The sequence below is a fragment of the Terriglobales bacterium genome (assembly GCA_035764005.1).
Lineage (GTDB): Bacteria > Acidobacteriota > Terriglobia > Terriglobales > Acidobacteriaceae > Gp1-AA112.
Map to the genome: position 1 here is coordinate 1 of DASTZZ010000022.1, position 15,388 is coordinate 15,388.

The window sequence follows — 15,388 nt, forward strand, 5'->3', positions numbered from 1 at the left end:
GGCTATAATGTTTTGATTCGAGGCGGAATTCGGATTTGATCAGAGGCGTGGGCAGCGCGGGCATAGGGTCCGCTGTCTTCGTCCTCATTGGGATAGAGTTCGCTGGCGGCGGACTTCGACACAGGCCTTAAGAACTGGCGCGGGAAACTTACAAATTAAATTCTGTTTGCGCTCGCATGGCGCCTGCGCAGAGCTTTGCTCTTGCGTTGGCGTCTTCGTGTCTGTGTTGCTGCCCCGCTCCTATATAGCTCAATTCGCGTCGATTTCAAAATGATTTTTTCTTAACCGAAGTTACGGACGGGTTCGGTTGAGGAGCAAACAATTTTGATGCGTCCTATGGTTCGAGGTTGGATGCGTCCCTTCCGTCCGGCGACTGATTACGAAAAACAAATGGTGAGCTGACGTGTCGCGTTCGACGCGATGCGGCGGCAAGGGCGAGCTGCGCTGCAGCGAAGCCCAACAGATTCCAGGAGTCATAATGCCAAACAACAACCACCGTGCGCGTCGCACACGTCTTGACTTCAGCAAAATTCCAGCAACGATTCAGATTCCCAATCTGATCGAAGTGCAGAAGCGCTCCTACGACCGCTTCCTGCAGATGGATAAGCTGCCCAGCGAGCGCGACGACAGCGGCCTTCAGTCTGTCTTCCAGTCCGTGTTCCCGATTACGGACTTTCGCAACGTCTCTCAGCTCGAGTTCGTGGACTACGCCATCGGCAACTGGGAGTGCAAGTGCGGACACCTCAAGGGTCTGCACCACCTGCGCACCACCTGTCGTAATTGCGGAGCCACGGTCATCACCGATCCATTCCACCCTGGCGAAGTTCTCTGCGGCAAGTGCGGAACGTACAACGCCAACACTCCTGACTTCTGCAATAAATGCGGCGACCCTGTCGGCCTTCAGCTCAAGTACGACGTAAACGAATGCGAAGAGCGCGGCATGACGTACTCGGCTCCGCTCAAAGTCACCATCCGCCTCACGATCTTCGACAAAGACGCGGAGACTGGCGCCAAGAGCATTCGCGACATCAAGGAGCAGGAAGTTTTCTTCGGCGACATCCCGCTCATGACCCAAAATGGGACGTTCATCGTGAACGGCACCGAGCGCGTGATCGTCAGCCAGTTGCACCGCTCGCCCGGCGTCTTCTTCGAGACCGCGAACAACCGCACCTACTTCCTCGGCAAGATCATTCCGTATCGCGGCTCTTGGGTTGAATTCGAGTACGACCAGAAGAACACTCTGTACGTCCGCATCGACCGCAAGCGCAAATTCCTGGGCACGATCTTCCTGCGCGCTCTGGGTCTGCGTTCGGACGAAGACATTCTTCGCACGTTCTACACCGTCGACAAGATCGCGATTAAAGACAAGAAGCTCTACTGGACACTCGAGCCAAACATCGAGCGTCCGACCAATCTGCTCGGCGTGAAGCTGGCGCACAGCATCAAGACCAAGAGTGGAGAAGAGATCGCGCACTCAGGCCGCAAGATTTCGCCTGCGGTTCTGAAGGAAATTCAAAAGGCGAAGATCACGGACATCGAGATCGACAACACGGATCTTGAAGGCGCCTTCGTTGCCGCCGATGTTGTCGACGTCAACAGCGGCGAGATTCTGCTCGAAGCCAACACGGAACTCACGGCCGACAAGCTCTCGAAGATGATCGATGCCGGCATCACAGAGCTGCATCTCTTCTTCCCTGAGCGCGACGATGTAGGCAATGTGATCTCGAACACGCTGCGCCGCGATTCGTTCAAGACGCCGCAGGAAGCGTTGATCGAAATCTACCGCAAGCTGCGTCCAGGCGATCCGCCGACGCTCGACACCGCAACCGCGCTCTTCCAGGGCATGTTCTTCGACCCGCGCAAGTACGACTTCTCTCGCGTGGGCCGCTTGAAGTTCAACATCAAGCTATACGAGAAGAACGATCAGACCTCGCTCGAACAACGCACGCTCGAGCCGGAAGATTTCTACGCAACCATCCGCTACCTGCTCAAGCTGCGCAAGAACATCGGCATCGTCGATGACATCGATCACCTCGGCAACCGCCGCGTTCGCGCGGTCGGCGAACTGATGGAGAACCAGTTCCGAATTGGTCTTGTGCGCATGGAGCGCGCCATCAAGGAAAAGATGAGCGTGTACCAGGAAATGTCCACGGCCATGCCGCACGACCTGGTGAACGCGAAGCCGGTGATGGCCGCGATCCGCGAGTTCTTCGGTTCATCGCAGCTCTCGCAGTTCATGGACCAGACCAACCCACTTTCGGAGATCACGCACAAGCGTCGTCTCTCCGCGCTCGGGCCGGGCGGTCTATCGCGTGAGCGCGCCGGATTCGAAGTCCGCGACGTTCACCCCACGCACTACGGACGCATTTGCCCGATCGAAACGCCGGAAGGTCCGAACATCGGACTGATCTCCTCGCTCTCGTGCTACGCGCGCATCAACGACTACGGCTTCATCGAGTCGCCGTACCGTCGCGTGAAAGGCTCGCGCGTGCAGGACTTCGTGCAGGTCGTCAACAGCGGCGACAGCGAATATCGCGTCGGCGATCACGTTGAACTGCACGAACTCGAGCGCGTGAACGAAGAAATCAAAGGCAAGCGCAAGAAGCCTGCAGATTTCGAGCCGTTCTCGTTCTACCTGTCCGCGTGGGAGGAAGATCGTCACGTAATCGCGCAGGCCAACGTTGAACTCGACGACAAGGGTCGTCTCATCAACGAACTAGTGAACGCTCGCAAAGCCGGCAACTTCGTGCTCGTGCCTCGTGACGAAGTCGATTACATCGACGTGAGCCCCAAGCAGCTCGTCTCGGTTGCCGCATCGCTGGTTCCCTTTTTGGAACACGACGACGCCAACCGCGCACTGATGGGCGCGAACATGCAACGCCAGTCGGTGCCGCTGCTCAAAGCAGAAGCTCCGATCGTCGGCACGGGAATGGAAGGCGTCACCGCGCGTGACTCCGGAGCCGTTGTGCTGGCACGCCGCAACGGCATCGTGGATTCGGTGGACTCCGAGCGCATCATCGTGCGCGTCGAGGGTGAGCACCATCCCACGCAGTTGTCGCGCGAAGTCGGTAGCGACATTTATCAGCTCATCAAGTTCAAGCGCTCAAACCAGAACACCTGCATCTCGCAGAAGCCGATCGTGAGCAAGGGCGACCGCGTGGTGAAAGGACAAGTCATCGCCGATGGTCCTTGTACCGACATGGGCGAGTTGGCGCTCGGACGTAACGTGCTCGTGGCGTTCATGCCATGGCGCGGGTACAACTTCGAAGACGCGATTCTCGTCTCCGAGAAGCTGGTGAAAGAGGACTACTACACCTCGGTGCACATCGAGGAGTTCGAGATCGAAGCGCGCGATACCAAGCTCGGTCCGGAAGAGATCACGCGCGATATTCCGAACGTCTCAGAGTCTGCACTGCGCGATCTCGATGAGAGCGGCGTTATTCGCATCGGCGCGACGGTTCACGCCGGCGACTTCCTGGTAGGCAAAGTCACGCCGAAGGGCGAGACGCAGCTTACGCCGGAAGAGAAGCTGCTGCGCGCGATCTTCGGCGAAAAGGCCGGAGACGTTCGCGATGCTTCGCTCACCTGTCCGCCGGGAATTGAAGGCACCGTCGTTGACGTGAAGATCTTCTCGCGCAAAGGACAAGAAAAAGACGAGCGCGCGAAGGCCATCGAGGCTTCCCAAATCGAGAAACTCGAAAAGAACCTCGCTGACGAGATTCGCATTCTCACCGACGAGCGCCTGAAGCGCCTTGAGAACATCCTGGGCGGCAAGGAAGTACAGGCCGACCTGCACGACGAGCGCACCAACAAGCGCCTGCTCACCAAGGGCGGAATCCTCGATCGCGAGACCATCGAGCGTATCTCGACCCGCAACTTGAAGCGCATCAAGTACGACAACAAGGATCCGCGCGTCAACGAGCAGATAGACGAAATCGAAGAGATGACTTCGCGCCAGATCGACGTGCTGCGCAAAATCGTCAACGAAAAGATCTCGAAGCTGCAGAAGGGCGACGAACTTCCGCCGGGCGTGATCAAGCTGGTGAAGGTCTACATCGCCATGAAGCGCAAGCTCTCGGTCGGCGACAAGATGGCCGGACGCCACGGCAACAAGGGCGTGATCGCGCGCATTCTGCCTGACGAAGACATGCCGTATCTGCAGGACGGAACGCCGGTTGAGATCGTTCTCAATCCGCTCGGCGTGCCTTCCCGTATGAACGTCGGACAGATTCTCGAGACGCACCTTGGCTGGGCCGGACACGACTTGGGCAAGCGCATCTCGAAGCTGCTCGCCGATAACTCGCGCGAAGAAGCGCTGCGTCGCGAGCTGCGGCAGATCTTCAAAGAGACGCCGTACCTCAAATCGCTCACCGATGTCGACGACGAGACGCTGGTCTCAGTCGCCGAAGGTATGAAGAAAGGCGTCTTTTTCGGAACGCCGGTCTTCGACGGAGCGACGGAAAAGGAAATCAAGTCGCTGCTCGATCAGTCCGGACTTCCCACTTCGGGAAAGACCGAACTCTTCGACGGCATGACTGGCGAGAAGTTCGAGCAGCCTGTAACGGTTGGCTACATCTACATGCTCAAACTCTCGCACTTGGTGGATGACAAGATTCACGCGCGCTCCATCGGCCCGTACTCGCTCATCACGCAGCAGCCGCTGGGTGGCAAGGCGCAGTTCGGCGGACAGCGCTTCGGAGAAATGGAAGTCTGGGCGCTCGAAGCTTACGGCGCAGCGTACATCCTGCAGGAGCTGCTCACGGCGAAGTCCGACGACGTCTATGGCCGTACGAAGATCTACGAGGCCATCGTCAAAGGCGAAGCCGCCATCGAGCCGGGCGTGCCTGAGTCGTTCAACGTATTGATTCGTGAGTTGCAGTCGCTGTGTCTGGACGTGGAGCTGATCAAGGCGAAAGAGCGTCCAGCGCTGGCTGCGGCAGCAGATTAGGTTTTAGTCTTTGTCATTCCGAGCGTAGCCTTCTCCCGTTTGTTGGGAGAAGGCGAAGAGAGGAATCCCTATAGGCAGAAATGCTCTTCAGGTTTCCACGCTCGGGTTTCGAGGCAGTTTCTCGGCACGCTAAAACCGTGCTTAACGTAGTTTTCAGTCATTCCGGATGTGAGTAGGGATTCCTCGGCGCAACACCAGCGCCTTCGGAATGACAAACGCAAGAAACGGAGGACACTTTGTACCGTTCGAGCCCGTTCGACCTCGGCACCGCCGTCACCGACTTCGACAGCATCCGCATTAGCCTGGCCTCGCCAGAGCGCATCCGGAGCTGGTCGCACGGTGAGGTCACCAAACCGGAAACCATCAACTACCGCACCTTCAAGCCGGAGCGCGACGGCCTGTTCTGCGCGCGCATCTTCGGCCCTGTCACAGATTGGGAGTGTCTCTGCGGCAAGTACAAGCGCATGAAGCACCGCGGAGTCATCTGCGACAAGTGCGGCGTGGAAGTCACACTCTCGAAAGTCCGCCGCGAGCGCCTCGGCCACATCGAGCTCGCCTCGCCCTGCTCGCATGTGTGGTTCTTCAAAGGACTGCCTTCGCGCATCGGCCATCTGCTTGACATCTCGCTGCGCGAACTCGAGTCCGTTCTTTACTTCGAGTCCTACGTCGTCCTCGAACCCGGCGATGCTCCGGTGAAGGAAGGCGAGGTCATTAAGGAAGAGAACAAGTTCCGCGAACTCGATCAGCAATTCCGCGCGACAGGCTTCAAGGCCATGATGGGCGCCGAAGCGATCAAGGAACTGCTCAAGCGCGTGAACGTCGACGAGCTTTCCGTCGAACTACGCGAGCACATGAAGGAAGAGACCTCGCTGCAGAAGCGCCTGAAGTATTCGAAGCGCCTCAAAGTCGTCGAGGCCTTCCGCAAGTCGGGAAACAAGCCGCAGTGGATGATTCTCGATGTTCTGCCGGTCATTCCTCCAGAGCTTCGTCCTCTTGTGCCTCTCGACGGCGGACGATTCGCGACTTCAGATCTCAACGATCTCTATCGCCGCGTCATCAACCGCAACAACCGTCTCAAGAAACTGATGGATCTCCACGCTCCTGAAGTGATCGTGCGCAACGAAAAGCGCATGCTCCAGGAAGCTGTGGACGCCCTCTTCGACAACGGTCGCCGTGGCCGCGTGCTGCGCGGTGCGAATAACCGTCCACTGAAGTCTCTCTCTGACACGCTGAAAGGCAAGCAGGGACGCTTCCGCCAGAACCTCCTCGGCAAGCGCGTCGACTACTCCGGACGTTCGGTGATCGTCGTCGGTCCCGAATTGAAACTGCATCAGTGCGGACTGCCGAAGAAGATGGCTTTGGAACTCTTCAAGCCATTCATTTATCACCGCCTGGAGCAGACCGGACAGTGCACGACCATCAAGCAGGCAAAAGAAATGGTCGAGCAGCAGGATCCAGTCGTTTGGGACATCCTCGAAGAAGTCATTAAAGATCACCCGGTGCTGTTGAACCGTGCGCCAACGCTCCACCGCCTCGGCATTCAGGCGTTCGAGCCGGTGCTGGTGGAAGGCAAGGCAATCAAGATTCACCCGCTCGTCTGCACGGCGTTCAACGCCGACTTCGATGGCGACCAGATGGCGGTTCACATCCCGCTCTCTCCGGAAGCCCAGGTCGAAGCCAGCGTGCTGATGCTGGCGTCGCACAACATTCTTTCTCCCGCTTCGGGACAGCCGATTACCGTGCCCACGCAGGACATGGTGCTAGGTCTCTATTACCTGACCAAAGGCCGTCCGGGAACCAAGGGTGAGGGACGTTCATTCGCCACGGTTGACGACGTTCTGCTCGCGCTCGAAGCGAAGGAAGTGGAGACGCTCTCTCCGATTCGTCTGCGCTACACCGGCGAGGTCCTCGATCTCATGACGGCGTACGACGATCAGGATCTGCTCCACACCGAGCCGACCAACTACGATCGCCAGTATCTGAACACGACCGTTGGTCGCGTGATCCTCAACGACGCGCTCCCGAAAGGCATGCCGTACATCAACGGACTGCTCAAGAAGAAGGGAATCGGCCAGCTTGTGAACTACGCGTATCTGCGCTTTGGTCTTGAGACCACGGTGAAGATGCTCGATGGCATCAAGTCGCTTGGCTTCAACTACGCCACGCGTGCGGGATTGTCGATCGGCATCGACGACATGGTCATCCCCGAAGACAAGTACACGCTGGTTCGCGACGCCGAGAAGCAGGTCATCAACGTTCAGCAACAGTACCTCGACGGCGCCATTACCAACGGCGAACGCTACAACAAGGTGATCGAAATCTGGTCAGCCATCACGGAAAAAGTTGCCGACGAGATGTTCGACGTCCTCAAGCAGCAGGACAAGGCCGGCGCGATCAATCCGATCTACGTCATGGCCGACTCCGGCGCTCGCGGCTCGAAGCAGCAGATTCGTCAGCTCTCGGGAATGCGCGGCTTGATGGCAAAGCCTTCGGGGGAAATTATCGAGACGCCAATTACGGCGAACTTCCGCGAAGGTCTTAACGTGCTGCAGTACTTCATCTCCACGCACGGTGCGCGTAAAGGACTGGCCGACACCGCTCTCAAGACCGCGGACTCGGGCTATCTCACTCGCCGCCTCGTTGACGTGGCGCAGGACGTGATCGTCTCCGAGCAAGACTGCGGAACGCTCGATGGCATCTACGTCGGTTCCATTGTGGAATCAGGCGAGATCATCGAGCCGATGCGCGACCGCATTGTGGGCCGCGTTTCTCTCGAGAAGATCAAAGACTACGAAGGCAACGTGATCGTGGACGTAAACGGCGAGATCACCGAAGAGCTTGCCGGCGCGATTCAGGCCGCGGGCATCGAGCGCGTAAAGATTCGCTCTGTGCTCACCTGCGAATCGAAGCGCGGCGTTTGCATCATGTGCTACGGACGCAACCTCGCCTCCGGCCGTCTGGTCGAGCTTGGCGAAGCCGTAGGCGTGATCGCGGCGCAGTCGATCGGCGAGCCCGGCACGCAGCTAACGATGCGCACCTTCCACATCGGCGGTACGGCATCGCGAGTCTCCGAGCAGTCGCGCCTCGAAGCCAAGAACGTCGGCGCGGTGCGCTTCATCAATCTGCAGACCGTTAAGTCGAAATCGGGCGATTTGGTGGTCATGAATCGTGCCGGGTCGATCGCAGTCGTGGACGATCGTGGACGCGAAAAAGAACGCTACTCAGTCGTGTACGGCGCGAAGCTGAAAGTCGGCGACGGCGATCATGTGCAGCTTGGACAGGTGCTGGTCGAGTGGGATCCGTACACCTTCGCGATCCTCACCGAAATCGGCGGCACCGTGCAGTTCAAGGACCTGCAGGAAGGCGTCACGCTGCACGAAGAAGTGGACGAGGTCACCGGACTCTCGCGCCATGTCGTGGGCGAGTCGCCCGACGAGAAGCGTCAGCCGGCGATCGCGATCAAGGGCGGCAAAACAACTCGGCGCTACCTCATGCCGAGCCGCGCGCACCTTATGGTGCAGGACGGCGACGAGGTCTTCCCGGGCGACGTGCTGGCCAAGATCCCTCGAGAAACGACGAAAACGAAAGACATCACCGGTGGCCTGCCGCGCGTGGTCGAACTCTTCGAGGCACGCAAGCCGCGCGAGACTGCGATCATCAGCGAAATCGATGGCGTGGTGAAGTTCGGCGAGGTCTTAAAAGGGCAGCGCAAGATCTACGTTACCGCCGACAACGGTACCGAAAAGGAATACTCGGTTCCGCGCGGCGTCCACGTCAACGTGCAGGAAGGCGAGCGCATGAAGGCCGGCGAGCCTCTCATGGATGGCCCGCTCAACCCGCACGACATCCTCGCTGTGCTCGGAGAGAAAGAGCTGCAGGGATACCTGGTGAACGAAATCCAGGAAGTCTATCGCCTGCAGGGCGTGAACATCTCCGACAAGCACATCGAGACAATCGTTCGCCAGATGATGCGCTGGGTGAAAGTCGAAGACGTGGGAGACACTTCGTTCCTGCTCGAACAGCAGATCGATAAGTTCCGCTTCCGCGAAGAGAACGAGCGCGTGATTGCCAACGGAGGCCGCCCGGCAACGGGACGTCCGCTGCTGCTCGGCATCACGAAGGCATCGCTCTCGACCGACTCATTCATCTCGGCGGCGTCGTTCCAGGAGACCACGCGCGTGCTCACCGAAGCGTCCATCCAGGGCGCAGTCGATCACCTGCGCGGACTCAAAGAGAACGTCATCGTCGGACGCCTCATCCCGGCCGGCACCGGCATGGAATACTACCGCAACGTTCGCTTAAGTCCCGAGTTGGAACAGGCGGCCGCCAAGGTGCAGGAAGAAGTCTCCCAAGCCTACGCCGAAGCCGAACGCGCACTGGAAATCATGCGCCAGGAAGGCGAAGCAGAAGAACTGGCAGCGGAGTAAGCTGCTGGCTTCTAGCGACTAGCTACTAGCAAAAGCAAAAAGCGCGGAGCCAATGCTCCGCGCTTTTTTTCAGTTTTGAATTTATCGCTGTGAGAACCCAAAAAACCTGACGCGGATTTCGCGGATGGGACGCGGATAAACGCGGAGGAGTTACGAAGCAAGCCAGTCGATTGGATTACGACCCACAATCCCGAAAATCCGCGGCGATCCGCGGGCGAAGCATCCGCGCAATCCGCGTCGTGTTTTCGTTTTGCTTTTCCTGAGCCAGAGCAGGAACGAAGTGCATCTGAACACCTGTGCCCGCGCTCTCCGATCAGCCCAAAGAAAAAACTCTGGCTTTCATGCTGCGGGCGCTGCGCCACCGCAACTACCGTCTCTTTTTTGGCGGACAAAGCGTCTCATTGATCGGCACCTGGATGACGCGCCTCGCAACAAGCTGGCTCGTCTATCGTCTCACCCACTCAGCCTTATTGCTCGGCCTGGTTAGCTTCGCTGGACAAATCCCAACGTTCCTGCTTGCGCCGTTCGCCGGCGTCTGGGTCGATCGCTGGAACCGACACCGCGTTCTCGTCGTCACGCAAGTCCTCGCAATGCTGCAATCGTTCGCGCTTGCCGCACTGGCATTGGCCAACATCATCACTGTCTGGGACGTCCTCTGGCTCAGCGTCTTCCAAGGCTTAATCAACGCCTTCGACATGCCCGCGCGCCAGGCATTCGTCGTGCAAATGGTTGAAGATCGCCGCGACCTCGGCAACGCCATCGCGCTCAATTCGTCGATGGTGAATATGGCACGCCTTATTGGCCCATCGGTCGCCGGCATGGTGATCGCGGCCGTGGGCGAAGGCTATTGTTTCCTGATCGACGGGATCAGCTATTTCGCTGTGATCGCGTCGTTACTGCTGATGAACATCACGGCGCTGCCAAAATCGCGCGCGGCACGCAGCACTTTTGCCGAACTACGCGATGGATGGAAGTACGTTTCCGGATTTCCTCCCATTCGCTCCATCCTCCTTCTATTAGGTTTGATCAGCCTTATGGGAATGCCCTACACAGTGCTCATGCCCATCTTCGCCGGCAAGATTCTCGGCGGCGGACCGCACACGCTGGGCTTCCTCATGGGAGCAGTGGGAGTCGGAGCCCTCACCGGCGCCTTCCGCCTCGCGGCCCGTCGTTCCGTTCTGGGACTCGGCCGGCTGACCGCCATCTCGGCAGCCGTGTTCGGCGCCGGACTAGTTGCGTTCTCGCGCTCGCCCTGGCTCTGGCTGTCGCTGATCTTGATGTTCGTCGTAGGCATCGGCATGATGCAGCAGATGGCCTCGAGCAATACCATCCTGCAGACAATCGTCGAAGAAGACAAACGCGGACGCGTGATGAGCTACTACGCCATGGCCTTCACCGGCATGGCCCCATTCGGCAGCCTTCTAGCAGGCACAGTAGCCAACCGCATCGGAGCACCCGACACGCTGCTCATCACTGGTGCCTGCTGCATCGCCGGATCAATCTGGTTCGCCCGCGAGCTGCCACTAATCCGTCGCCTGGTTCGTCCGATTTACCAGGAGTTAGGCATCCTTCCCGAAATGGCAACAGGCCTGCAGCAGGCATCGCAACAAGAGGAAGCGGCAGGATAGGAATCGGGTGATCGGGTGAAGACGTCAGTACCGCCCGCGGTAGCGGGTGGGTGTGCATGGGACTCACCCATCTGCTACCGCAGACGGTACTGACAATCGGTGACACGATAACCCGATCACCCGATCCGGTCAACCGATCTCTCAATAGCCACCAGCCTTGCCATCCATTACTCTGTTTCCCAATGCTCCACCTGGTGACGCACTTTCGCCGTGCGGTGTGGCGCGCTTTCGAGCACGATGCTTTCGCCACCGCGAAGGCCGGTGCTTATTCTTCGATTCTCACGCTCTTTCCTGCATTTCTCGTCCTCGCGTCGATCGTCGGTATGTCGCAGGACACGGTCGCTTTCACCCGCGAAATAGCCTATGCGATCGGAAGAGTTCTTCCTGCCGGCACCACTGCGCTTGCGCTCGCCTACTTCAACACCAGCAAGATTCGTCCGGTCCACGTCATCTTGTCGGCATCATTGGTCGCAGTCACCGCAGCCAGCGGTGTGATGGTTTCGTGGATGTCAGCATTTCGCCGCGCCTACGGAATCCAAGGCAATCCCTGGGGATTCTGGAAAGAACGCGCGATGGCCTTCCTGCTGATTCCCATCGCCGCATTTCCCATGGCGTTCGCGACGTTAATTGTTGGTTTCGGCAACCAGGTGCAGAACTGGCTCGCGTTGCACACGATTTACGAACTACGCGGCGCCGTGTTGTTGCTCTGGACGGCAGGACGATGGACTATTGGCATACTGACCAGCATCGCCGTCATCGCGCTTATCTATCACCTCGCAATTCCTCGCACTCAGTCATGGCGACGAGTATTGCCGGGAGCAGTCTTGGCGACCGTAATGTGGTTCGGGGCAACCCTTGGATTCGGATGGTATGTGACGAATTACGCGAATTACGCCGTGATCTACGGATCGCTGGCGGCAGTGATTGCTCTGTTGGTGTGGCTGTATCTGGTGTCGATCGTGGTGCTGATCGGCGCCGAGTTTAACGCATTAGTCTTCCCGAAAAGGGAAATGTAGCACGAGGCCACAGCCTGAATCTACGCTAGTGCAGCCGATCAATTCAGTCCCGCCGAATGGCGGGACGATTGAAAATAGCCCACCATGGAGCGAAGCGGAATGGTGGGTCTCAAGCAAAGGAGCCCGAGTCCGGCTTCCAGCCGGACGACTGAGAATCTCGTTAATTACGAAAACGCCCAGAGGTCGGATCAGGCATATTCATGGAAATATTTTGATCCGGGGGCTGGCAGCCTTTGCTGACCAACGACAGTGATTCTCAATCGTCCGGCTGGAAGCCGGACTCCAAAATGCTGGTCGCCTTACCCACCATTGCGCTTCGCTTCATGGTGGGCTATCCCAGCCGTCCCGCATTCGGCGGCACTGAATCGCCTATGCATGAAAACCTCGGCACCGGTTCGATTACCTGGCCTTCAGCATCCCTTCGACTCGCTTCAGATCCTCTTCCGTATCCACCCCCACCGTATCGAACGGCGTCTCTGCCAAATGAATCTGGATGCCATGATCGAGAAACCTCAACTGCTCCAAACGCTCAGAGCGTTCCAGTTCCGATTCGGGCCAGGAGCAGAACTTCTCCAGAGCCTCACGCCGGTAGGCATAGAAGCCGAGATGCTTGAACCGCTGCACCGTCCCGGAATTGTCGCGATCAAAGGGAATTGTCGCGCGTGTGAAGTAAAGCGCGCGACCAGCAAGATCCGTAACCACTTTCACCGCATTCGGATTAGTCACATCCGCTGCGGCGCAAGGCGTCTTGATGGTCGAGACCAGGACGCGAGAATCCTGCATCGGCTCCAGCAATGCCGAAATGTGCTCAGGCCGCGCCAGCGGCTCATCGCCCTGCACATTCACATAAACGTCGGCCGGAGTGCGTTCAGCAACCTCCCACACCCGGTCCGTGCCGCTGCGATGCGCAGAAGAAGTCATCTCCGCCCGCCATCCATGCTGTTTGCAAACGGCGAGCACTTCGTCTGAATCAGTGGCGACAATCACATCGGCAAGCTGCGGGCAACGCCGCGCCGCCTCGACCACATGGGCCAGCATAGGACGTCCAACAATGTCGCGCAGAACTTTGCGAGGGAGGCGGGTCGAAGCAAGTCGGGCAGGAATGATGGCGATGGCGTGCATAGGGCAGCTTCTAAGCTACTAAGCGAAGGCTCTCTTGTCATTCGGAACGCAGGCTCATCGCAGTTTCCGGCCGCAGCGTCGTAAACGCCCCGTACTATCGTCTGTGCCGCACCATCTTTGCCATCGTGGTAGAGCCCACGAGTGTCATAGCACTGCCGTGCTAAAAGAGAACCGAAAAACCATTCACGAGTGCTGCAACTACGGTACTTTAAAGGAGAATGTCTAAACGTCTTATCCTCCTTGGCTTGTTAGCGTGCGTAAACGTTGGTTGTGGGATATTTCCACAAAGAGTGACGATGGACGATCCCCGCATTCAGCCACTCCTAAAGGCAGCAGCAAAATTTGACCGAACTCGGTACGGCTTCACACCAATTCCAGCACGAGCGAAGGTTACTTGGGAGTCGAAGCCAGGAGCGGGGTATGACGCAATGTTACATATCTACTCAAGGACGTCCCGCACGATTGCTTTTCGCCGAGATGAAAACGGTTATCGCTGGATCGGCGAACAAGAAATTTTCGAAGGTCGCAAAGAATATATGAGCGCTGACGGAACCTTCAAAGAACAGATCTGTCTTAATTACGAGGTCGAACACATTTCTGGGTTCCCACTAAATACATTGAGCATTGTCTACTCAGGCGAAGACAAAAGACTAGCTGCCCGCAACGAACTAACGCTGTCGGATGTACTTCCCATTTTGAAAGAATGGGGATATTAGCCAGCCTAGGCTTTTTCTCCGGTTCTCGCCGCTTGCAACATCGTAAACGCTCCCGTGCTGATCGCCAGCGCAGCGCCGTCTTTGCCATCGTGATAAAGACCAACAGCGAAGAATACAAGCAGGATCGCCCACACATTCGTATGCACCGCATTGAGCACGCCGATCAGCGCGTTCAACACGCCGACCATCTCCTGAAATGCTTCGGAAAGCTTCGTCATCGCTGTGTCCTCCCAATCACGTAACCGGTCGCGCCGAAGATCGCTCCCCATTTGGCGATACGCTTCGTGCGCTGCCAAACATTGCCGCCTTTCGCGGATTTCCTCGCGGCTTCGAGCTCGACCTTCTGCCGCGAGATGATCTCCTGCTGATCCTTCGTCTGCTGCTGAAGCTGATCGCGTTTGATCGAGCATTCCTTGCAGCCGAGCGCATACTGCGCGAGATCGACCTGCTGGTCGCGGGTGAGCGTCGCGCTAGGAGCATCCGGTGAACCTTTTGCAGCATTGCCGGTCGGCTGAATGGGAGCGTGCATCGGCACCAGCTCGCGTATCACTTCAGGAGCACGCGCGGGTTGCGCGAGCAACTCCTTGCGCTCACGTTCAAGTTCCGCCAGACGCGAAGCAGCATCGTTCTGAGCGGCGGTAATGCGCTGCTCAATCTGACTGATATTCGATTTCTGCGTTTCGATTACGGCATCGCGTCGAGCGTCATCGCGAACGTGATCCCGCCATGCAGAGCCGACGACGAGCACGAGCACGCAAGCGATTGCCAAAAGCGAAAGATACACTTTGTGAATACTCATAAAGACGCACCTTGGTGGGAGAGCGAAAAACCTGACGCGGATTGCGCGGATGGGACGCGGATTCACGCGGAGTGTTGGAAAGCTAAGAAATCAACGATTTGTTGCTACCCCAATTGAAAGATCCCTGAAATCCGTGCGCGAAGCGTCCGTGTGATCCGCGTCGGGTTTTGCTGTTGCCTTTGCCGTTCAAGCTTGCGCTCGGGTCAGCCACCCGCGTAGATACTGCCGCGATGCTGGACGCGTCGCAGCGAGGTGCTGATAAAAGCCCTCGCAGTTCTCGCGGAGGCGAATCAGTAACAAAGCCGGATCGCATTCATTGACGGCAGTGAGCGTTCGTCGCCCGAGCACGCCATCTTCGTCGAGCTGAAATGTCGTGCTTGCGTTGAGTGCGCGTTGACACAGCACCATCGCCTGCCGCACCCCCATGTTCACTGCCATGTCGAGCATCTTGGTGGCAACCTGCTGATCGTTCATCTCGTCGCCGTGAATCGGATTCCAGTACTCGGAACGATAGATCTCCCGCGCAACCGACAAAGCTTCTTCGGCAGATTCGGTATAGAACTTATCTCCCAAATCGGGATGAAATCGCTCTGCGATGCCAAACCGAGTTAGTCCGCCCGAGTCCTCGGTAACGACTCCGCTCAAGTGGGGATCTTCGTTGCGCAGGACAAAGGCAAAAGCTTCGTCAAAGTTGGCCATGAAAACAAGCTCCTGAGCTGCTAAGCGGCTGAG

At 57.9% G+C, this 15,388-nt stretch carries 9 protein-coding genes; 5 read left to right on the top strand and 4 right to left on the bottom strand.

Features of this window, described 5'->3' with window-relative positions:
• Positions 1 to 478 precede the first annotated feature (478 nt).
• From rpoB to VFU50_03755, 4 genes are all read left to right on the top strand, one after another.
• Positions 479 to 4,948, top strand: coding sequence for a DNA-directed RNA polymerase subunit beta (gene rpoB / locus VFU50_03740; protein ID HEU5231948.1), 4,470 nt, complete (start codon positions 479 to 481; stop codon positions 4,946 to 4,948).
• A 236-nt stretch (positions 4,949 to 5,184) separates the two neighbouring features.
• A complete protein-coding gene (rpoC, locus tag VFU50_03745; GenBank protein ID HEU5231949.1) occupies positions 5,185 to 9,375 on the top strand; it encodes a DNA-directed RNA polymerase subunit beta' in 4,191 nt (1,396 codons plus the stop codon).
• A gap of 296 nt (positions 9,376 to 9,671) precedes the next feature.
• Positions 9,672 to 11,003 carry an MFS transporter gene (locus VFU50_03750; protein ID HEU5231950.1) on the top strand — a complete coding sequence of 444 codons (1,332 nt, stop codon included), beginning with the start codon at positions 9,672 to 9,674 and terminating at the stop codon, positions 11,001 to 11,003.
• 182 nt (positions 11,004 to 11,185) lie between these two features.
• Complete coding sequence (locus VFU50_03755; GenBank protein HEU5231951.1) at positions 11,186 to 12,019, top strand: YihY/virulence factor BrkB family protein; 834 nt, start codon at positions 11,186 to 11,188, stop codon at positions 12,017 to 12,019.
• Positions 12,020 to 12,418: 399 nt separating this feature from the next.
• Here the strand turns inward: VFU50_03755 and kdsB are convergent, their stop codons facing one another.
• Positions 12,419 to 13,141 (bottom strand): 3-deoxy-manno-octulosonate cytidylyltransferase, encoded by a 723-nt coding sequence (gene kdsB, locus VFU50_03760; protein ID HEU5231952.1) that lies wholly within the window; start codon positions 13,139 to 13,141, stop codon positions 12,419 to 12,421.
• A 296-nt stretch (positions 13,142 to 13,437) separates the two neighbouring features.
• Here kdsB and VFU50_03765 point away from each other — a divergent pair, with 296 nt between their 5' ends.
• Entirely contained in the window at positions 13,438 to 13,857 is a 420-nt protein-coding gene (locus tag VFU50_03765; protein ID HEU5231953.1) for a hypothetical protein, read from the top strand.
• A gap of 5 nt (positions 13,858 to 13,862) precedes the next feature.
• On the opposite strand, the gene VFU50_03770 is transcribed toward VFU50_03765, so the two are convergent.
• The 3 genes from VFU50_03770 to VFU50_03780 form a co-directional block, all read right to left on the bottom strand.
• On the bottom strand, positions 13,863 to 14,075 hold the full coding sequence (locus tag VFU50_03770) for a hypothetical protein (protein HEU5231954.1): 213 nt from the start codon (positions 14,073 to 14,075) through the stop codon (positions 13,863 to 13,865).
• Positions 14,072 to 14,656, bottom strand: a complete 585-nt coding sequence (locus tag VFU50_03775; protein HEU5231955.1) for a hypothetical protein — start codon at positions 14,654 to 14,656, stop codon at positions 14,072 to 14,074. The genes VFU50_03770 and VFU50_03775 overlap by 4 nt, the downstream gene beginning before the upstream one ends.
• A gap of 186 nt (positions 14,657 to 14,842) precedes the next feature.
• Positions 14,843 to 15,355, bottom strand: coding sequence for a glycosyl hydrolase 108 family protein (locus tag VFU50_03780; GenBank protein HEU5231956.1), 513 nt, complete (start codon positions 15,353 to 15,355; stop codon positions 14,843 to 14,845).
• Between the last annotated feature and the right edge of the window lie 33 nt (positions 15,356 to 15,388).